17 protein-coding genes are annotated in these 20658 nt (G+C 59.2%); 10 read left to right on the top strand and 7 right to left on the bottom strand.

The features are described 5' to 3' along the window. The first annotated feature begins 27 nt into the window (after positions 1 to 27). Positions 28 to 753, top strand: a complete 726-nt coding sequence (locus tag ACQQCD_RS03495) for a TOPRIM nucleotidyl transferase/hydrolase domain-containing protein (protein WP_430267001.1) — start codon at positions 28 to 30, stop codon at positions 751 to 753. 28 nt (positions 754 to 781) lie between these two features. On the opposite strand, the gene ACQQCD_RS03490 is transcribed toward ACQQCD_RS03495, so the two are convergent. The 4 genes from ACQQCD_RS03490 to ACQQCD_RS03475 all read right to left on the bottom strand — a co-directional run bounded on the left by ACQQCD_RS03490 (position 782) and on the right by ACQQCD_RS03475 (position 4134). Further along, on the bottom strand, positions 782 to 1861 hold the full coding sequence (locus ACQQCD_RS03490; RefSeq protein ID WP_430267000.1) for a sulfate/molybdate ABC transporter ATP-binding protein: 1080 nt from the start codon (positions 1859 to 1861) through the stop codon (positions 782 to 784). After that, a complete protein-coding gene (locus ACQQCD_RS03485; RefSeq protein ID WP_430266999.1) occupies positions 1858 to 2838 on the bottom strand; it encodes an ABC transporter permease in 981 nt (326 codons plus the stop codon). Before ACQQCD_RS03485 ends, ACQQCD_RS03490 begins: the two co-directional genes overlap by 4 nt. Next, the gene (modA, locus tag ACQQCD_RS03480) at positions 2835 to 3593 is read right to left on the bottom strand and encodes a molybdate ABC transporter substrate-binding protein (protein ID WP_430266998.1); all 759 of its coding nucleotides are present in this window, start codon (positions 3591 to 3593) and stop codon (positions 2835 to 2837) included. Before modA ends, ACQQCD_RS03485 begins: the two co-directional genes overlap by 4 nt. 64 nt (positions 3594 to 3657) lie before the next feature. Next, entirely contained in the window at positions 3658 to 4134 is a 477-nt protein-coding gene (locus ACQQCD_RS03475; RefSeq protein ID WP_430266997.1) for a TOBE domain-containing protein, read from the bottom strand. A gap of 130 nt (positions 4135 to 4264) precedes the next feature. Here ACQQCD_RS03475 and ACQQCD_RS03470 point away from each other — a divergent pair, with 130 nt between their 5' ends. From ACQQCD_RS03470 to ACQQCD_RS03455, 4 genes are all read left to right on the top strand, one after another. After that, positions 4265 to 5956, top strand: coding sequence for a DUF885 domain-containing protein (locus ACQQCD_RS03470; protein WP_430266996.1), 1692 nt, complete (start codon positions 4265 to 4267; stop codon positions 5954 to 5956). 10 nt (positions 5957 to 5966) lie between these two features. After that, complete coding sequence (locus tag ACQQCD_RS03465) at positions 5967 to 6440, top strand: YbjQ family protein (protein WP_430266995.1); 474 nt, start codon at positions 5967 to 5969, stop codon at positions 6438 to 6440. Beyond that, complete coding sequence (locus ACQQCD_RS03460; RefSeq protein ID WP_430266994.1) at positions 6440 to 7159, top strand: Maf family protein; 720 nt, start codon at positions 6440 to 6442, stop codon at positions 7157 to 7159. The genes ACQQCD_RS03465 and ACQQCD_RS03460 overlap by 1 nt, the downstream gene beginning before the upstream one ends. 118 nt (positions 7160 to 7277) lie before the next feature. After that, a complete protein-coding gene (locus ACQQCD_RS03455; protein WP_430266993.1) occupies positions 7278 to 9050 on the top strand; it encodes an acetyl/propionyl/methylcrotonyl-CoA carboxylase subunit alpha in 1773 nt (590 codons plus the stop codon). Positions 9051 to 9092: 42 nt separating this feature from the next. Here ACQQCD_RS03455 and ACQQCD_RS03450 read toward each other — a convergent pair whose 3' ends face one another. Continuing rightward, positions 9093 to 9239 (bottom strand): hypothetical protein, encoded by a 147-nt coding sequence (locus ACQQCD_RS03450; RefSeq protein WP_430266992.1) that lies wholly within the window; start codon positions 9237 to 9239, stop codon positions 9093 to 9095. An 81-nt stretch (positions 9240 to 9320) separates the two neighbouring features. Next, entirely contained in the window at positions 9321 to 10721 is a 1401-nt protein-coding gene (locus tag ACQQCD_RS03445) for an MFS transporter (RefSeq protein WP_430267040.1), read from the bottom strand. A gap of 374 nt (positions 10722 to 11095) precedes the next feature. On the opposite strand from ACQQCD_RS03445, the gene ACQQCD_RS03440 reads away from it, so the two are divergent. From ACQQCD_RS03440 to ACQQCD_RS03430, 3 genes are read left to right on the top strand one after another with little or no spacing between them, the layout of a single operon-like run. Further along, entirely contained in the window at positions 11096 to 12439 is a 1344-nt protein-coding gene (locus ACQQCD_RS03440; RefSeq protein WP_430267039.1) for an MFS transporter, read from the top strand. After that, positions 12439 to 14676 carry a molybdopterin oxidoreductase family protein gene (locus ACQQCD_RS03435; RefSeq protein WP_430266991.1) on the top strand — a complete coding sequence of 746 codons (2238 nt, stop codon included), beginning with the start codon at positions 12439 to 12441 and terminating at the stop codon, positions 14674 to 14676. The genes ACQQCD_RS03440 and ACQQCD_RS03435 overlap by 1 nt, the downstream gene beginning before the upstream one ends. Continuing rightward, complete coding sequence (locus ACQQCD_RS03430) at positions 14676 to 16337, top strand: FAD-dependent oxidoreductase (protein ID WP_430266990.1); 1662 nt, start codon at positions 14676 to 14678, stop codon at positions 16335 to 16337. The genes ACQQCD_RS03435 and ACQQCD_RS03430 overlap by 1 nt, the downstream gene beginning before the upstream one ends. Before the next feature lie 68 nt (positions 16338 to 16405). Here ACQQCD_RS03430 and ACQQCD_RS03425 read toward each other — a convergent pair whose 3' ends face one another. Further along, the gene (locus ACQQCD_RS03425) at positions 16406 to 17830 is read right to left on the bottom strand and encodes an NAD(P)H-quinone dehydrogenase (RefSeq protein WP_430266989.1); all 1425 of its coding nucleotides are present in this window, start codon (positions 17828 to 17830) and stop codon (positions 16406 to 16408) included. Positions 17831 to 17877: 47 nt separating this feature from the next. On the opposite strand from ACQQCD_RS03425, the gene ACQQCD_RS03420 reads away from it, so the two are divergent. Together ACQQCD_RS03420 and ACQQCD_RS03415 are read left to right on the top strand one after the other, a co-directional pair. Beyond that, the gene (locus ACQQCD_RS03420; protein WP_430266988.1) at positions 17878 to 18768 is read left to right on the top strand and encodes a purine-nucleoside phosphorylase; all 891 of its coding nucleotides are present in this window, start codon (positions 17878 to 17880) and stop codon (positions 18766 to 18768) included. Between the two features lie 48 nt (positions 18769 to 18816). Next, positions 18817 to 20646, top strand: coding sequence for a phospho-sugar mutase (locus ACQQCD_RS03415; protein WP_430266987.1), 1830 nt, complete (start codon positions 18817 to 18819; stop codon positions 20644 to 20646). The last annotated feature ends 12 nt before the right edge of the window (positions 20647 to 20658 follow it).

Genomic DNA, 20658 nt, shown 5'->3' with positions numbered 1-20658 from the left:
TCCCCGCGCTTCGGAGGTGAAACTTCCGTGGGCGCCCTCGCATCACGGCCCGCGGATTTGTCCCAGCCGATGGCTAAGTTCCGTGCTGACGTCCTCGCGTGGATCAATCAGGACGATGATGCTGCCGGGGAACGCGTTCACCTAGCCGTTGCTGCTCAACTGGTCCGCACCGTGGTGTTTCTAGAGGGTTTGAGTGATCTTGCTGCCGTTGAAGTAATGGCGGCTGGTTCTGGATTGGACGTAGACCACGCGGGTGTTTGTTTTTTGGACATTGGTGGTGCCACAAACATTGGGGCGTTTATGCCTTACTTTGCCCCGGATGCGTTGAACCTCCGGTTGGCAGGTTTGGTGGACCACGGCGAATACGGTTTTTTTGCTCGCGCTTTGGAACGCGAGGAACTCGGTGCTGGCCACACCATCAAGGAGCTCTCGCGGCTTGGCTTTTTTGTGTGTGACGCGGATCTTGAAGATGAACTGATCCGGTCCCTTGGTGTCAACGCGGTAGAAAATGTGTTGGCCCAGTATCAGGACCTTGAACGTTTCCGAATGTTTCAAGCTCAACCAGCACAGCGCGGACGGCCCGCCACCGCGCAATTGCGCCGCTTTATGGGTACCACCAGCGGACGCAAGATTGACTACGGCGCCCACCTAGCCCAAGCACTTGAACCCCATAACTATCCGGCTCCACTCAAAGGGCTTCTTGAATTTCTTAGCTCCCCTACCTCGGCCGCAATAGCCCGGGAGACTTACTGATGCTCAGGGAATGAGACTGAGCGCTCACTTAGAGCCGATAGGTCCTGGTTCCGGAAGCTTCGGGGACGAATAGACATCTTGCACCGGGTTCAATGGAGTGCGTGCGTTCAATGGAGTGCGTACGTTCGCTTGAGTGCGCTGCAAGATAGGCTGCTGGCACCTCTGCGGTGAGCCGAGCTCCGCTGGTGACTTCAACGCCACTAACGGCAATCAGCGAGCCCTGGGGTTCGAGGTCTTCTATCAGCACCGAGTACCCTGCCGCATGGTTGCTGGTGCTGTTTTTTTCGGCACCGCTAGCTTGCGGATACACGGCCACTGAGGATGCCGGAAAAACCGTAGCCCAAGCTGCTCCATCGAGTTCAGATCTGATGAAGTTTAGCCCGGCCAATCGCGCTGTAAAGGGGTCAGCGGGAGTCTCAAAAAGTCGTTGGGTTAGTCCTTGTTCAACAATGTGACCCGCCCTCAGGATCACTGTGTAATCAGCGAGCATCAGTGCATCGAGCACCTCGTGGGTGACCACAATGGCGGTTTTGGCTGCCAGCACGGATCGCAATAATCGGCGAATCTGGGGTGTGGCTGCAACATCCAGTGCTGCCATGGGTTCATCGAGCAGCATCAGTTCAGGTTCGGCTGCCAGGGCCCGCGCAATGGCTACCCGTTGGGCCTGACCGCCGGACAACTCGTGAGGCCGCCGGGCCGCCAACGCTTCCACCCCGGCTGCGGTGAGCCATTGCCCAGCTTGCTTCCGCGCTTGCTCACGCCGCACCCCGCTGCTTCGGGGCGCGAATGCCACGTTGTCCAGCACACTGAGGTGCGGAAAGAGCCGAACATCCTGGGTCAGAAGAGCAGTGCGACGCCGATGCACCGGCACCGCTGTTCCAACGCCAACGAGGGGAGTTCCGTTAAGGCTCGCCTGGCCGCGGCTTGGCCGTAGGAGACCGGCGATAAGCGCCAAGAGGGTCGATTTGCCGGAGCCGTTTGCCCCAAGCACAGCCACCGTTTGACCCGGTTTAACTCGCAGTGCTACTTCGAACCCTCGTTCATCAAGCGCTGCATCAAATTCCAAGCCCTCCCCGGTCCGGGGAGCTTGAGCAGCTTGGGAAATCAACGTGCACCAACGTTCGCAAACGCTGATTTCCGTGGCACCCGGTGCACCAGCGCCACCACTATGACGGCGATGACCACTAGCAAGACCGACAGTGCCACTGCAGCGTCGGGATCAGTCTCACGTTGAAGGTAGATCTCCAAGGGCAGTGTGCGGGTAGTGCCTTCGAGACTTCCCGCGAACGTGAGTGTGGCACCAAACTCCCCCAGGCTCCTTGCGAACGAGAGCACGGCTCCAGCGAGCAATCCCGGAAACACCAAGGGCAACGTGATGCGCCAAAAAACGCTGCGCGGGCTAGCTCCCAAAGTGGCAGCTGTGGCTTCAAAGCCGCTCCCGGCAGTTGTGAGGGCTCCTTCAACGCTTAGCACCAGGTAGGGCAGTGCAACAAAGGTCTGGGCAATCACCACCGCTGTGGTGGAAAAGGCAATTTGAACGCCCAACACCTCGAGACTATGTCCTAAAAGACCTCGCCGCCCAAAGGTGTACAAAAGGGCCAATCCACCAACCACCGGCGGCAAAACGAGCGGCAAAAGAACAAGCGCCCGCAACACAGATTTGCCACGAAAATTGGTGCGCGCGAGCAACGCTGCCAGTGGGACACCTAGCACCAGGCATAACAATGTACTGGCCAAAGCCGTCCGGATACTCAACCACAGTGCGGTGACGGAGCTGGGCGATGACACCAAGGAAACGAAGTTTCCCCAGTCCACACGAGCTGCCATTGCCGCTGGCGGCAAGATCAACAGAACCACTGCTAGGCCGCCCAGCAGAAATACCCAGAGCGGCGGTTCAGCCAACCACTGTTGAGTGCCGCGCTGGCCGCTCAGTTTGCTGCCTGGGTCGCGGCTGTTCTCAGAACTACGCCGATTGCTTAGCTGGCTACCTTGCCGTTTGCCGTGCACATCATCCCGCCCGGCCTGAGAGATTCTGCTCCCCCGGTTGTTGCCGCTTGCCTCGACACTTTTTGGTGGTGTCCTCATGGTGCACCGAAACCTGAAGTCTTGAGGATTCGCTGACCTGACGCACCGCTGACGTAGTTAATAAATTCCTGGCTTGCTTCAGGATTTTTACCGCCCTGAACAGCCGCTATTGGATAGGTGTTGATTGCTTGCCCAGCCTCGCTGAAGTCGATGGCCGTTACTTTCCCGCGAGCTGCCAAAGCGTCAGTGACGTACACCAACCCAGCATCGGCGTCGCCCGCTAGGACCTTGCCCAACACATCGCTGACATTAGATTCTTCGCTGACCGGCTTGATCTTTACAGCAGCGGCCTTTTCCACACGTTTGGCCGCGGAACCACATGGAACTTGCGGAGCGCAGAGAACCACCTGAGTTCCAGGTTTTGCCAAGTCCGCGAGTGAATCGACGTGTGCAGGATTGTCCAGCGGAACCACTATCTGCAGCTTGTTGGTGGCGAAAGGAACGGCCGAAGATACCAATGACTGATCAGCGAGTTTGGTCATATTTGTTTGGTCTGCCGAGGCAAAAACATCCGCCGGCGCGCCCTGAGCAATTTGGGTCACAAGACTCGACGAACCGGCAAAGTTTAGGGAGACGTGGACCCCTGGGTGGGCTTGTTCAAACGCGGCAGCAATCTGCGTAAAAGACTCTTTCAGAGACGCCGCAGCAAAAACCTTCAACTCACCAGAAGTAGCGCTTTGGGTAGCCGGTTCGCCGCACGAGGACAGGATCGCTACCGAAACGATGGACGCTGTAAGTACGGCAGCTGAACCCACTCGCGTGTGCGTCTTGGACCCAGCGGAGTTCGATTGAATCGCGCTTGAGTCAAAAGCCCTTAATTTAGCGCCCTTGTTGCGCACGGGGAGCTTCCAGAATGACGTTGGTTGCTTTGATCACAGCCACAGCGACCGATCCTGGCTTGAGGCCCAACTCGCGCACTGCCTCGGTGCTGATCAGCGAAACGACTTGGTGCGGTCCGCACTGAATTTGCACTTGAGACATCACCTTGTCCGAGATCACTTCTGTCACAAGTCCCACAAACCTGTTCCGTGCCGATTGGCTCATCGCCGAGGGGTCATCTGGCAAGACCGCATTGGCCTTCGCCAGTTCAGCCAGCGACACAGCGTCAACCTCAGCTGGCCCGCGATGAGCTTCGTTCCCGGCACTGCCAGGTTTGCCTGGATCTCCGGGCTCGGCTGCATCACGGGACTTGTCTGGAACATGGGATCTAAGCGACCCGTTCTCCACCCAACGGCGAATAGTGTCGTCACTGACTCCAAGGAACACCGCTGCGTCCTTGATTTTGATTCCGGCCATAGCGTTCAGACTACCGCCAGCGCACCGCCCTTGGAACGCATCTGCGGATATATATCTAAAAAGAACCCGCAAACACGGGTCGAACTGAAAGTCCTTTCGGTGAGACAGCGCTCCGGCTAGGCTCTTGCGAGTGACTACAGATTCCGCCTCGCACACTCGCCCAGCAACAGCCATCGACGACGCAGCCGAGGCGTACACCGCCCAGCTGATCGAGCTCACCCCCACTCTCGCCACCATGCTTGGCCTACCCGGTCACGAGCAGGAATACCCGGATTACTCACCGGCAGGTGGCGAACAACTGGCACAACTGGCTCAGGACACCCTGGCCACGCTGGATACCCTCACCCCCGTTGACGATGTAGACCACGTTACGGTCGCGGCAATGCGGGAGCGCATGGGCTTGGAGGTAGACCTCCACCGGTCTGGCTGGGCTGATGCCAACCTGAACAATATTGCGAGCCCTGCCCAAGACATCCGTGCCATCATCGACTTGATGCCACAAAATTCGGCTACAGACTTTGGTCACATTGCCGGACGACTGGCAAACATCCCAGCCGCCCTGGCCGGCTACAAAGAGTCACTGCTCGCGGCCCGCGAGCGCGGCCAAGTAGCCGCCGCACGTCAGGTGCGTACCGTCGTCGAACAGTCCACTGCATACGCTGGCAACGAGGGATTTTTTGCCACCTTGGCCAGCGGCGCCCGTGCGAATGGTGACGAACTTGAGCAGACCCTGCAGGCAAAGCTCGACGCCGGTGCTACCGCCGCCCGCGCTGCATACCAAGACTTAGCCCGGTTCCTGGAAGCCGAACTCCTCCCGCACGCACCCGAAAAGGATCCTGTAGGGCGCGAACGCTACTCCCTGGGCTCCCGCACCTTCCTTGGCGCGGAGGTGGACTTGGACGAGACCTATGCGTGGGGTGTTCACGAGCTTGCTCGGATTATTGCTGCCCAAGAAGAAGTGGCAAACACCATCAAGCCCGGCGCCAGCATCGCAGAGGCCAAGGAGATCCTGAACAACGATCCGCAACGTCAGCTCCACGGCACAGAAGCACTGCAAGAGTGGATGCAGAAACTCTCCGACAAAGCCGTTTCGGAGTTGGTAGACGTCCACTTTGACATCCCGGAGCCCATGAAGCGGCTTGAATGCCGGATTGCACCGACTCAAGACGGCGGAATTTACTACACCGGCCCCTCCGACGATTTTGAACGTCCGGGCCGGATGTGGTGGTCAGTCCCGCCAGGCGAGGACCAATTCACCACGTGGTCAGAAACCACCACCGTTTTCCACGAGGGTGTCCCCGGCCACCACCTGCAGGTTGCCACTGCAACTTTCCTTCGCAGCAGCCTAAATGCATGGCGCAGAAACATTTGCTGGGTCTCCGGTCACGGTGAAGGTTGGGCACTCTATGCCGAAAAGCTCATGGATGAGCTGGGTTATTTGTCCGATCCTGGCGATCGGATGGGAATGCTCGATGCTCAGCGTATGCGGGCGGCCCGTGTGGTTTTCGATATTGGTGTGCACTTGGAACTAGAAGTTCCCAGCGAGTGGGGCGAAGGAACCTGGACAGCAGACAAAGGCTTGGAGTTCTTGCGCAGCAACCTAGATATCAGCCCTGGTCAATTGAACTTTGAGTTCACCCGCTACCTCGGCTGGCCCGGCCAGGCCCCGTCCTACAAGGTGGGCCAACGGTTGTGGGAAGAAATTCGTGCAGAACTTGCCGAACGTGAAGGGGCAGACTTTGATCTGAAGTCCTTTCACTCACGCGCACTTGGCCTCGGCTCGCTAGGGCTGGACGTACTCAAGACAGCTCTCCTCGGATAGGCTCTGAAATATGTTGATAGTTACGTCAAACGAAATCCCCGGACACCGTATTGATGCAGTCTTTGGCGAAGTTATGGGACTGACCGTGCGTTCCCGCGACATCGGTTCCCAAATGCTCGCCGGCTTCCGTTCCTTGGGTGGCGGTGAACTTCCTGAAATGACTCGCGCGCTCTACGAGAGCCGCCAAGAAGTGATGGCCAGAATGGTTGCCGAGGCACAACAGCGCGGCGCCAACGCCATTGTGGCAATGCGTTTTGATACCTCTGAAATGGGTACTAACTGGACTGAAGTGTGCGCTTACGGCACCGCAGTTTTTGCCATTCCGTTGCGCGAGGGCGAGCCCGGAGCCACCGGCCAGTCGGCCTACTTGAGTAGCCAAGGTGCCCAGCAATCTGGGCAGTCGAGCTCGGTCCAGCAGTCCCAGGCGCCTCAACATACCGGAGAACAGCAGCAGCTTCACCAGCAACAGCCAGGTCAGCTCTAGTGGCAGCAGGCACCTCGCCCGCCACTCCGGTACGCCTGATTCTCGCTTCAAAGTCTCCGGCCCGCGCGAAGCTTTTGACCGAAGCCGGGATCTACCACGAGATTTTGGTCTCCGAGGTGGATGAGGACGCGGCAGTTGCCGCGCACGGACCGGCTGATTCGGCGCAGACCGCCCTGTTGCTAGCGCGAGTGAAAGCACTTGCCGTGGCAGCACGGCCCGAGGCTCAAGGCGCCCTAGTGCTGGGCTGCGACTCCGTCTTTGAATTTGAAGGCGAAGCCCACGGCAAGCCGTACACTGCCGAAGTGGCCATCGAACGAATCTCCCGGATGAGTGGGAAAAGCGGTGTTTTGCACACAGGCCATTGGTTAGTGGACTGCCGCGATTCAGTGCAAGAGCCTGCACAGGGAAAAACAGTGCAGAGCACTATAGCCCAGGGCAAATCAGTACTGGAGGATACAGTCCCTGCCGGGGCCGGCGCGCTCAGTTCTGCCACGGTGAATTTTGTCACCATGCTCGATTCGGAGATCCAAGCGTATGTAGCCACCGGAGAACCTTTGCATTGCGCAGGGTCGTTTACTATCGACGGCCTGGGTGGAGCTTTTATCGCTGGAGTAGAAGGTGATCCTCACGCCGTCGTAGGTTTATCCGTTTCAACGCTGCGTGAGCTCCTCACAACTACTGGCGTTTCCCTCCCGGAATTGTGGCGGTACACGGCCTAGTTGTAGCTTCCCTACAAAGAATTGGTTATGTGCACGCGGAAGTCGCTCACAATATGGGCGTAACCACCAAAGCCGTAATAGGCTCCTTGCAGTATTGAAATATAAGGAGAGCCCGCCCATGAGCCAGCTGAGCAAGGTGCTGATCGCCAACCGTGGCGAAATCGCAGTCCGCGTGATTCGCGCCGCCCGGGACGAAGGCCTTGCCTCCGTCGCTGTGTACGCAGATCCGGACCGTGACGCCCTGCACGTCCGCCTTGCTGACGAGGCATACGCCCTCGGTGGCAACACCGCCGCAGAGTCCTATTTAATGATGGACAAGCTACTCGACGTGGCCCGCCAATCGGGAGCAGACGCTGTCCACCCGGGCTACGGTTTTTTGGCTGAAAACGCCGAATTCGCGGCCAAGGTCATCGCCGCTGGACTGACCTGGATTGGTCCCTCCCCCGAAGCGATCTCGGCCCTTGGCGACAAAGTTCAGGCCCGCCACATTGCGGAGAAGGTTGGCGCACCCTTGGTGCCTGGCACGTCAGACCCGGTGGAGAGCGCAGATGAAGTGGTTGCTTTCGCCAAGGAGTTCGGTCTCCCGGTAGCTATCAAGGCAGCCTTTGGTGGTGGTGGCCGCGGTATTAAGGTGGCACGCAACCTCGAAGAAATTCCTGAGCTCTACGAATCCGCAGTCCGTGAAGCCACTGCCGCATTCGGTCGCGGCGAATGCTTTATTGAGCGTTTCCTCGACGCTCCGCGCCACGTAGAAACGCAATGCCTTGCAGACGCGCACGGCAACGTTGTAGTGGTCTCTACTCGTGACTGCTCGCTCCAGCGCCGCAACCAAAAACTGGTTGAAGAAGCACCCGCTCCGTACTTGAGCGAAGACCAAGAGCGCCGCTTGTACGAATCATCCAAGGCAATCCTCAAAGAGGCCAAATACTTGGGCGCCGGAACCTGCGAATTCCTCGTTGGCCAAGACGGAACCATCTCCTTCCTCGAGGTCAACACTCGTCTGCAAGTCGAGCACTGCGTCTCCGAAGAAGTGACCGGTCTAGACCTAGTCCGCGAACAATTCCGCTTGGCTCGTGGCGAGGAATTGGGCTACGGAGACCCCGAGGTTCGTGGCCACTCCTTCGAATTCCGCATCAACGGTGAAGACCCGGGCCGGAACTTTATGCCAGCCCCTGGCACCGTGGAAACCATCACTTTCCCTACTGGCCCGGGCATCCGTGTGGACTCCGGTGTTGAAGCTGGCGAAGTGATCAGTGGGAACTTCGACTCAATGCTCGCAAAGCTGATCGTTTCAGGATCCACCCGCCAGCAAGCCCTTGAACGCTCGCGCCGCGCCTTGGCCGAACTTAAAATCACCGGTATGCCTACCGTGGTCCCGTTCCACGCGGCAGTGGTTGAAGATCCCGCGTTCGCCCCCAGCGAGGGCCCGTTTACCGTGCACACTCGCTGGATAGAAACAGGCTTCAACAACACCATTCCGGCTTGGACACCTAGCGGAACCGGCACCACCGATTCCGAAGGCACCGAACGCCAGACGGTGGTTGTTGAAGTTGGCGGCAAGCGACTAGAAGTGAGCCTGCCAGCGAGCCTTGGTTCGATTTCCAAGGCGCCAGCCAAATCGGCGAAGGCCAAAAAGCGCAGCAGCCGTTCCGGTGGTGCTTCGGCGGCCACGAGTGGCGACGCGCTGACCTCCCCCATGCAGGGCACCATCGTTAAGGTGGCCGTGGCAGATGGTGACGTGGTTGCTGAAGGCGATCTCGTGGTTGTACTTGAAGCAATGAAAATGGAACAACCGCTCACTGCTCATAAGGCCGGAACCATTAGTGGCTTGAGTGCCAAGCCAGGCGAAACAGTGACCGCTGGCGCCGTCCTAGCAAGCATCACTGACTAACCGTTCTAAAGACGGCAAACACAAAACCTCTGAAGTTGCGGCTCAGCCCCGTTGCAGGTGCTGGCGGTTTAACTCGGCGAGTTCCTCATCAGAGAGCTCATCCATACGTCGAGCGTCGGCACGATCGGAGCGCTGGACGCGGATCATCATCAATATGATGAGCGGAAGGTCCGGCACCGATCGCATCACGGTTCAATAGTCAAAAGCCCGGCCCACCGCTTGGGTGTGCCGGGCTTTTGACTGACTATTAACCGACTGCTTTTTGCAGCTTTAGGCCACGTTGTTCTCGAAGTCGACGTTGCTCGTCTCACGAGTGAGCAAGAGTGCCACAATCGTCAATACTGCAGCGATCGCCAAGTAGATACCAACCCACATGGTGCTGCCGCCGCCAACCTGCCACAGGGCGATGGCCACAAACGAAGCCGGGGCTGCACCGATAACACTCGACAAGTTGTACGCGATGGCCGAGCCCGTGTACCGCACGTTGGCTGGGAACAGCTCGGGCAGGATCGCCGCCATCGGACCGAAGGTCAGGCCCATGAGGGTGAATCCAACGATCAAACCGACCATGGCAGCACCCGCGCCCGGACCGAACATCAGGGTCCAGGCCAGACCGAAGACTAGGATTCCGCCGGAAACCCAAAGCAAGAACTTGCGGCGGCCGAACTTCTCAGCCAGCGGTCCGGAGACCACGGTGAAGATGCCAAAGAAGACAACGCCCAGAATCAACATCCACTGGAACTGAGTACGGGCGATGCCCAGACCAGGAACAAACGACGCAGCGTCAAAGGCCTTGTGCGCCTTAGCAGCCGCCGCGGCTGCAGCCTCAGCGGTAGCAGGTGCGGTGCCGTAGGTCAGCGTAAACGACGTCATGAGGTAGAAGAGCACGTAGGTGGCCAGCATGATGAAGGTTCCGGCCAGAACAGGACGCCAGTGGTACTTGAAAGTCACAGCCAAAGGCAGCTTGGCGACCTTCTCTTCTTTAACCACGTTCTGGAAGGAGATGGACTCTACAAGCTTCAGACGGATGTAGAGACCCACGGCCACCAGCACGGCCGAGATGATAAACGGCACACGCCAGCCCCAGGCTTGGAACTGCTCTGGGGTCAGGCCCAACTGCAGACCCACAAAGATCAGGTTGGAAATAATAAAGCCGATCGGTGCGCCCAGCTGCGGGAAGGTGCCCCAAATGGCACGCTTTCCTTCCGGAGCGTTCTCAGTGGCCAACAATGCAGCACCGGACCACTCACCGCCGAGGGCCAAGCCCTGACAGAAGCGCAAGATCACGAGCATCAGCGGAGCCAGGACCACAAATCCGCCGGTAGCTGCCGGGAGGAATCCGATGAGGAAGGTAGCAATACCCATGGTTAGCAGCGAGGCAACCAAAGTACCCTTGCGGCCGAACTTGTCGCCGAAATGGCCAAACAAAATGGAGCCGAGAGGGCGTGCAAAGAAAGCCACACCAAAGATCGCGAAGGAGCTCAGGATTGCGTTGATGTTTGTGGCGTTGGGGAAAAACAGGGTGGGAAATACGAGTACCGACGCCGTGGCGTAGGCATAGAAGTCGTAAAACTCAATGGTGGTGCCGATCAAGCTGGCGAAAATTACGCGACCCTTGGTATTCGCTTTAGGTGCTTTCGCTACCGGCGTCGGTGATGGCGTGGGAGTCATGATGGGCTTTCGTTCCAGCCCGCCAGCTTCAACGATGAGGCTGCCGGGGCGTTGAATTGATGGTTCAACTTTAGTTCCCACCGTCCACCAAGTGGACAATCTGTCCATTATCTGGACACTTGTTTGTTTTTTGTCTCTGTCTTTTCACACCCCGCCCAGAAGTGCGTTAGTGGCCGAACAGGTTTCAAAGCTCTAACAGCACTAAATTACCCGGGATAGGGAAAAGTCACACGCCGTTTACACGCGGCGGCATCCCCGGAAACGCGGACTTCCTAGCGTTGGAGTACACCCAGCAAGGAGGACCCGTGACGGTACAACAAGGCGATCAAGCCCAACAACAGCACACAACGGCCCATGCCGATCTCACCACCACACTGCAAAACCGGCCAGGCCGGTGGATCACCAACTGGGACGCTGAGAACACCACACAGTGGGAAACCGAAGGCCGCGCCGTAGCGAGGCGCAACCTCAACTGGTCCATCTTTGCCGAGTTCTTGGGCTTTGTGGTGTGGCAATTGTGGTCCATTGTGGTGGTTCAGCTGCCGGCCGCCGGCTTCAAGCTGGATTCCAACCAAATGTTCTGGCTCATCTCCACCCCAAGCCTCGTGGGCGCCACATTGCGCATCCCCTACACCTTTATGGTCCCCAAATTTGGTGGCCGCAACTGGACAGTTGTCTCAGCCCTTTTGCTTTTGATCCCCTCGATCGGGCTGGCATTATGCGTTTCCAACCCACAAACACCCTTTGGCGTTTTGGTATTGGTAGCCGCGTTGGCTGGTTTTGGTGGCGGCAACTTTGCCAGCTCCATGGCTAACATCACCTTCTTTTTCCCGGCTCGGGAAAAAGGTTGGGCGCTCGGACTGAATGCCGCAGGCGGAAACCTCGGTGCCGCCGTCGCGCAGTTGATTGTTCCGGTAGCCATCACCGTCCTCGCCGCTGGCACTGTGAACCTGCCGATGGCTGGACTCATCTGGGTTCCGCTGATTCTGGTGGCCGCCTTCGGTGCCTACAAGTGCATGAATAACCTGACCAGTGCCAAAGGTGATGTAGCCGGCACGCTCGCGGCCCTCCGTGAACCGCACCTGTGGGTCATGTCTTTCCTCTACATCGGAACTTTCGGCTCGTTTATTGGTTTTTCAGGCGTGTTCCCCAAGCTCATCAAGGACTACTTCCCCGAATTTTCCTCCATCCATGTTGGCGCAGTCGGCTTGTCCTTGGCGTTCCTTGGCCCACTGGTTGGCTCACTCGCTCGTCCCTACGGCGGCCGTATGGCAGACCGCCGTGGCGGCGCACGGATGACAGTGACGGCCCTCGCGGCCATGGCAGCGATCACCCTGGCCATGGTGTGGACTCTGCCTTTGAAGAACTTCTCCCTATTCCTTGTGCTGTTCTTAATGTTGTTCACGGCCAGTGGCTTCGGAAACGGCGCCACGTACCGCATGATCCCAGTCATCTTCGCGACGAGCAGCAAGGCGGCCCGCCGTGGTGCCGCACCAGAACAGACCGCCCGTCTTGCTTCCTCATCTCTGGGGCTCATCTCCGCCATCGGTGCCTACGGAGGCTTTGTGATTCCCCAGGTGCTCAACGCTTCAAACACCGTGAGCGGCTCCTACACTCCGGCTTTTTACGGTTTTGTCGGCGCCTACGTGGTCATGTTGATCGTTTGCTGGGTTTGCTACTTGAATCCCGCCCGGCGCGTTCACATGGGTCACGTCTAATGCCAGCTGCTACCAACACCCATTGCCCATACTGTGCCCTGCAATGCGCAATGACACTAACAGCCACCGCTGTAGATCCCACCGGCACTTCGGCAAAGAGCACTGCTGGCACTGGCTCAGTGCTGGAAGTATCCGGGCGTGAGTTCCCCACCAATGGCGGCGGCCTGTGCCGTAAGGGGTGGACCTCCAGCCAGCTGTTGCAGCACCCGGACCGGCTGACCACTCCCCTGCAGAAAGGGCCCGACGGCGTCCACCGGCCCATCAGCTGGGACGTGGCACTTGAACTGCTAGCCTCCCAGCTCAAGCGCAGCAAGGAGATGCACGGTGCAGATTCGGTGGGGGTTTTTGGTGGTGGCGGTCTGACCAATGAAAAGGCCTACATGTTAGGAAAGTTCGCCCGGGTAGCTTTGGGGACCTCACGGATCGACTACAACGGCCGGTTTTGTATGTCCTCTGCTGCTGCCGCAAGTAACCGCGCCTTCGGTATGGACCGTGGGCTACCTTTCCCGGTAGCGGATTTGGGCCGAGCCCAGGCAATTCTGCTGCTCGGTTCAAACGTTGCCGAAACCATGCCACCCTTTATGCGCCACTTACAGTCGGCGCGCGACGCCGGAGGGCTAGTGGTGGTGGATCCGCGAACTTCCGCTACGGCTAAGTTCACCCACGACGGTGCAGGGATTCACCTCCAACCGCTTCCCGGCACGGACTTAGTGCTGCTCTTGGGGCTAGCTCACGTAGCAATTCACGAGGGGTTGGCGGACCTGGACTATCTTCACAACCGCACCCACGGTTTTGAACAAGTTCAGGCCAGCGTTTCCGAGTTTTGGCCCGAACGCGTTGCCTCAATCACTGGCGTCCCTGCCACCCAGTTGCGCGAAACAGCTCGACTCCTTGCAACGGCAGCACGGGGCCGTGGCTGCTACATCCTCAGCGGCCGGGGCGTTGAACAGCATACTGACGGAACGGACACCGCCACAGCTGCCATCAATTTGGCCCTGCTATTGGGACTGCCCGGCACTGCCACCAGTGGCTACGGCACTCTCACCGGTCAAGGAAACGGCCAAGGTGGACGCGAACACGGTCAAAAGTCAGACCAGTTACCCGGCTACCGGAAGATCACCGATCCCGCGGCGCGCGCCCACATGGCCAGTGTGTGGGGTATCAACGAAGCTTCAATCCCCGGCCCAGGGCTTCCCGCCGTCGCTCTTCTCGAGTCTTTGGGAAAAACTGATGGCGTCCGGACGTTTTTGGTCCACGCAGCGAACGTGGTGGTCTCAGCGCCGAACAATCTAGCGGTGCTGGAGGGGCTCCGCAGCTTGGACTTCCTAGCTGTCTGTGACTTTTTTATGTCCGAGACGGCTGCCGAAGCGGACCTTGTTTTGCCAGTACTTCAATGGGCTGAAGAAGAAGGCACCATCACTAACCTTGAGGGCCGCGTCCTGCGCCGTCGTCGGGCAATTACCGCTCCGGAAGGTGCCCGCAGCGAGCTGTGGATCTTCGCTCAACTGGCCGATATGCTCGGCGCCCCCTCAACATTTAGTGAGGAACCGCGCGTCGTCTTTGAAGAACTTCGGGCGGCATCAGCTGGCGGCATCGCTGACTACTCTGGCATCACCTACGAGGCCCTGGACGCTGGCGAGGCTGCCTACTGGCCCTACGGCGAGGCCGGAACTGAGAGCAGCGGCGGGACACCACGGCTGTTCCTAAACAATTTTGCTCACAGTGACGGGCACGCGGTTTTGGTGCCGGTCAAGCCTCGGCGGACCGGCAACAACGCCCCGCGTGAACGGCGGCTTGCCCCGCGGCGCCAGGGCACCGCGGCGAGTGAAAGTGAACTATTCCTTGCTACCGGCAGGCTCTTGGAGCACTATCAGTCCGGGGCGCAAACCCGCAGAGTGAGTGAATTACTGGCCACCAAGCCGGAGACTATATTGCAGATTCACCCCGAAACGGCTGCCGCCCGGTCCATTGCCGACGGCACTTGGGTCAGTGTCTCCAACGGTCGCGGCGAAGTTCAGTGCCGTGCGCAACTAAGTGCCGACGTTCGTCCTGACACAGTCTTTTTACCGTTCCACTTCCCCGCTTTGGGTAGCGCTAACCGTCTCACCAGTTCCGCTACAGACCCGATCTCCGGGATGCCCGAATTTAAAACCTCGGTGGTAACCGTTGAGGCCCTACAGGACTCCAACCGTGCCACAACAAGTCCGCCGTCTGCCGAAAGTGTAGGTGTTTTCTGATGACCGCTGATTCAACTCCGTGGGGCCAGCCGGGGCCGGAACCATCCAGCACGGGCCCGAGGGCGCGTGCCGCACTGCGGATTGTGGTGGTGGGTTTTGGGCCGGTGGCCGCCCGTTTGGTTGATGAACTACTCCCAGCGGTGTCCACCGGTTCAATTCACCTGACGGTCATCGGTGAAGAGGAAGAAGCCGCCTACAACCGGGTTCTGGTAGCCGATCTTGGCGTTGGCCGCACTACGGCAGAGGCTCTACAGCTCACGGACCCCAAAGAACTGCTCACCTCCGGTGTGAACCTCATCCGCAATCAGCGGGTCACCCGGGTGGACCGCGCCCGCCGTCGGGTCCTCTTGGCCAATGGGACAACGTTGAACTTTGACCGGCTGGTGCTGGCTACCGGTTCCAAAGCCGTCATTCCGAACCTCACCGGGCTAAACCCGGACCCGCGCAACCCGGGCCTGCCACAAGGTGTGACCACCTTGCGAACTTTGGCGGACGCTGAGGTTCTACGCAGCGCCGTATCAGCGGGCCGGAGGGTCATTGTTTTAGGTGGCGGAATATTGGGCCTCGAAGCTGCCATCGCAGTGGCCGAAGAAGGGGCAGCTGCAACTCTGGTTTTCAACGGTCCCCACGCCTTGGGGCGCAACATTGACCGCGGTGGCGGAAGCGTATTAGGCGATGCCCTCAGAAATTCAGGCGTTGCCCTCTCCGCAAACGCCCGCTCCACGGGCGTTGAATGCGACCCTCAAACGGGCGCCTTTAAAGCCTTGATCCTGGAAGCTCAAGAAGGAAAAGCCGAGTCGATCGAGGGAGACCTGCTCTTGCTCTCCTGCGGCGTCCGGCCCAACATTGAGCTCGCCGAAGGCGCAGGGCTGCCCACCGCTCGCGGAATCCTGGTGGACCACCGGCTGAGAGCTCACCATGAACCGTCAATTTATGCCATCGGTGACTGCGCCGAGGTTCGCTGCCCTGAGGCTAAGTGTGCCGAATGTTTGCACTCCCCCGGGCCCACTGGACTCATCGGCCCCGCCTGGCGGCAAGCCGAGTGGCTCGCCCAAGAACTCCTGAGTGCTTGCGCTGGCATCCTGGACGTGCCTGGGGAACCACAAGAAAACATTGCCCCCGAGCGCCCCGCGCTGATCCTGCTCAAAGCCCGCGGTGTGAACTTGGCCTTGGCCGGTCAAAACATGATTGACCCTTGGGACGCCGAAGCACTCAGTGCAGGAACAGCGCCCGGACAGCCGCCACTGAGCGTTTCACAATGGGCAGATCCGGAGCACGGGCGCTACGTCAAAATGACCACCCGTGCCGGCGTCCTCGAAGGCATGGTCTGCGTGGGTATGCCCCGCACGGCCTCGGAGCTGGTGATGCTCTTTGAACGCGGCGCAGAGCTCCCCGCTGACCGTTCGCTACTCTTGCGCCTCGATGGCGCAGCAGCAAGCATTCCAACACCCGGCGGTGGCTCAGCTACGCTGAATGATCCGGCTGCGACAGTTTGCCGGTGCGCCGGGGTGAGCGTCCAAAAAATTGGCGAAGCCGCCGCTCAGGGCTGTTCCTCAGTGGCTGAAATTTCTCGAGCTACCCGCGCCGGAACCGGGTGCGGAGGATGTCACTCGGACATCAAAACCATCATCGAACAGCACTTTCAACCCACCGCTGCTTAGGCACAGCTTGGCCTCTGTTGGCCATTGAACAGCGACACGCCACGGCACTCTACATGTGAACGTGCAGGCTACATGTGCACGTGCAAGCGCCGGGCAGCCTCAGAAATTGAACCGCTCAGCGAGGGGTACACGGTGAAGGTGCTGGCGACGTCGTCTACGTGAAGCTTTTGCGCCACAGCAACAGCGATCGGGAAGATCAACTCAGACGCGTTCGGGCCAACTACCACACCACCGATCACGGTGCCTGAACCCTTACGAGCGATAATCTTCACAAAGCCGTCTTTGTGATTGCGCATCTTGGCGCGGGCATTGGACTGCAGTGACAGCTTCACCACATCACCCTGATACTTACCAGCGGCCAGATCAGCCTCGGAAACACCCACAGACGCGATTTCCGGCGAGGTGAAGATGTTGGCAGCAACCTGCTTGATACGCAGCGGCTTCACACCGTCACCCATCAAGTGGGCAATCGCTATGCGGCCCTGCATGGCAGCAACTGATGCCAAAGCAAAAACACCGGTGCAGTCACCCGCAGCGTAAATGCCGGGCGCGGTGGTGCGGGAGACGCCGTCGACCTTTACATGGCCACTCTCGGTGAGTGCCACACCGGCCTCTTCAAGACCAATACCGGCGGTGTTCGGAATGGAACCAACGCAGACGAGGCAGTGGCTGCCGGTCACGGTGGAGCCATCACCTAGGGTCACCACAACGCCGTCCTCGGTGCGTTCAACCGTTTCTGCGCGCGAACGGCCCAAAACCCGCACACCGCGGCGTTCAAACACTTCTTCAAGAACCTCAGCAGCGTCTGAGTCTTCGCCCGGAAGCACACGGTCACGGCTGGAAATCAATGTGACTTTGGAACCCAAACCGTTGTAGGCCGAGGCGAACTCCGCACCGGTAACGCCCGAACCTACAACGATCAGCTCTTCGGGAAGTTCTTCGAGGTTGTAAATCTGCGCCCAGTTGAGGATTCGTTCCCCGTCTGGACGTGCTGTGGGCAGTTCGCGCGGGTGGGCACCAACAGCCAGCAGGATCGCGTCCGCTTCGATGGTCTCCGTGCCTTCAGCGGTGAGAACTTCAATGGTTTTGTTGTCCAGAAGTTTCCCGGAGCCGATCAGTACTCGCACCCCTTGGTGCTCCAGACCGGACTGAATGTCCCGGGACTGTTCGCGAGCTAGGCCCAAAAGCCGGTCATTCACTTGCTTCAGGTCAGCGCGCATGGTCGGGACGCAGTCACCGCCGTCGACGTCAAACTTCACGCCCAGCGCACCCGCCTCACCTACACGGGTCATCAGATCAGCCGTAGCGATCAGAGTTTTTGAGGGAACAACGTCCGTCAGAACTGCGGAACCGCCGAGTCCGGCGCGTTCGATAATGGTGACTTTGGCGCCGAGGGATGCTGCAACAATTGCCGCTTCATAACCACCAGGCCCTCCACCGAGGATTGCAATACGGGGGACAGTGAAATCAAGTTGGCTCGTCACACGATCCATTCTCGCCTATGTGCAGGTGCACTTCCACTTCAGGCGGGTTCCGGGTGATGAAAATCCCAGCAATTGACGCACAAATCGGAGTTACCCGGGCAGAGTTACTGTGCATTCGGCGTAAACACGGGTACCTTGATCCGGTGACTATTTCTGAGCCTTTTGACGCCGCCCAAGCCGCCGCAGACTACATCGCCGCCCAAACTGGCGTAGCGCAGCACGACGTAGCCCTGGTTTTGGGGTCAGGTTGGGGTGAATCCGCAGAGCTGATTGGCGGGACCACTGCAACACTAAATGCGGCAGACGTGCCCGGGTTTTCGGCTCCAGCAGTAGTGGGTCACACCGGCACCATTCGCTCTGTTCTCACCAAAGAAGGTAAGCGCGCTCTGGTTCTCGGCGCTCGTACGCACTACTACGAAGGCAAAGGCGTGCGCGCTGTGGTTCACGGAGTCCGTACCGCTGCAGCCGCCGGTTGTAAAACACTTGTCCTGACCAACGGTTGCGGTGGCCTGAATGAAAACTGGGCGCCGGGAACACCCGTCCTGATCAGCGACCACATCAATCTCACGGCCACTTCCCCGCTCGAAGGTGCCACGTTTGTTGATCTGACTGACCTGTACTCCTCACGCCTACGCGATCTGGCCAAGTCGGTTGACCCTACTTTGGACGAGGGCGTTTACGCACAGTTCACAGGTCCGCACTACGAAACCCCGGCTGAAGTTCAGTACGCCAAGCGCATCGGCGCAGACCTCGTGGGCATGTCCACCGCTTTGGAAGCGATTGCCGGCCGTCACGCCGGAATGGAGGTGTTCGGCATCTCCTTGGTGACCAACCTGGCCGCCGGAATCAGCCCCGTACCGCTGAGCCACGCCGAAGTTCTCGAAGCTGGCGAGGCTGCAGGACCACGGATCTCCCGTTTGCTCGCAGACATCATCGCCAAGCTCTAGTTCACTTGCACAGCGACTCCCACCCGATTTGAGGATAGTTTTAGAGCTATGACGCTTCCAGACGCCGACGTACTGCAACTGTGTAACGACGCCCTCGAGTGGGCTTCCCAGGACCCGGATCCGGCCACCGCCGCTGAGCTCAAGGCCCTTGTTGCCAGGTCGGCGGAAGATCCGGCCGCGCTCCAGGAGCTTCAGGACAGTTTCTCAGGTACCTTGCAGTTCGGAACAGCTGGTCTTCGGGCAGCACTGGGCCCTGGTCCAATGCGTATGAACCGTGTGGTGGTGCGTCGCGCCGCAGCGGGGTTGGCAAAGTTTCTCACCGAAAAAGTGAACGACGCCGAAACCTCCGATGCACGTACGGCGCCACGCGCCGTCGTCGGTTTTGACGCTAGATATAACTCAGACATTTTCGCTGAAGAAACGGCCGCAATTTTTACCGCGGCCGGGATCCAAACGTTTCTGATGCCGTCCGCGCTGCCCACACCGTTGCTGGCCTACGCGGTGCGATCCTTGGACTGCGACGGTGGCGTCATGGTGACAGCAAGTCACAACCCACCCCAGGACAACGGCTACAAGGTGTATCTGGGCGGCCGCGCTGTGGAAGAGAGCGGCCGTGGTTCACAAATTGTGGCACCGTACGACGCTGAAATTGCAGCCCGCATTGAAGCGGTTGGTTCCTTGGACAGCATCCAGCTCGCGGAGGAAGGGTGGACGGTTCTGCCCGAATCCATTGCCTCTGAATACCAGGCCGCGGTGGCTGGCTTGGCTGAAGCCGAGCGCTTCCCGTCGCGGGATTTGAAGATCGTTTTGACGCCAATGCACGGGGTGGGCGGTCAAACCGCGATCAACGTTTTGGCGGCTGCCGGATTTACCGCCGTTAGCTTGGTTGCTGAACAGGCCGAACCGGATCCTGACTTCCCCACCGTGGCATTCCCTAACCCGGAGGAACCTGGCGCGCTGGATTTGGCACTCGCAGCGGCCGCTGAGTTGGACGCGGATATCGTTCTGGCCAATGACCCTGATGCTGACCGCGCAGCTGTGGCGGCGAAGGACCCTGCCACGGGCGAATGGCGAATGCTCCGCGGCGATGAAGTGGGCTCTTTGTTGGGTGCTCACGTGGTGGCCCGGCTGGCTAACGGTACTTCAAACGAAGCTGCTATCGATGGTGCCGGCATTTCCACTGGTGCATCCTCTGGCCAGGTTCCGGAACTCAGTGGCGACGCCGAAACCGCCTCGAACGGCGTTTTTGCCAATTCGATCGTTTCTTCGCGTCTACTGGCGCGCATTGCGACCGCTGGCGGCTATTCACATTGCGAGACTCTCACTGGGTTCAAGTGGATTTCCCGTGTGCCCGGGCTCGTTTACGGCTACGAGGAAGCTCTGGGCTACTGCGTGGCGCCCGATCTAGTTCGCGACAAAGACGGTATTTCCGCTGCAGTGTTGATTGCCGAGCTTGCAGCCGAAGCAAAGGCTGCTGGAAAAACGATTTTTGACACCCTGGATGAGCTCTACTTGTTCCATGGCCTGCACGCGAGCGACCAGCTCAGTGTTCGAGTGGCAGATTTAGGGCTTTTGGATGCCATGATGAACCGTCTGCGCGTGGCACCGCCACAGTCGTTCGCTGGCTCTACAGTTGATGTGTTTACTGACCTTGCCGAAGGTACCGAGGAGCTACCCCCCACTGACGGGCTATTGTTTATAACCCGCGACAATACACGGGTCATCATTCGTCCCAGCGGCACCGAACCGAAGCTCAAGTGCTACCTAGAGGTCATCCGCCCGGTGGGCTCCTCAGCAGAGTTACCTGCCGTACGTCAAGACGCCCGGGAAGCGCTCGACGCCGTACTTGAGGACGTGCGCGAAGCTCTCGGTTTGTAGGTACTTCGCTAG

This window comes from Pseudarthrobacter sp. J1763 (genome assembly GCF_050490295.1).
Lineage (GTDB): Bacteria > Actinomycetota > Actinomycetes > Actinomycetales > Micrococcaceae > JBNPEO01.
This window is presented reverse-complemented; position numbering and strand designations above follow the sequence as displayed.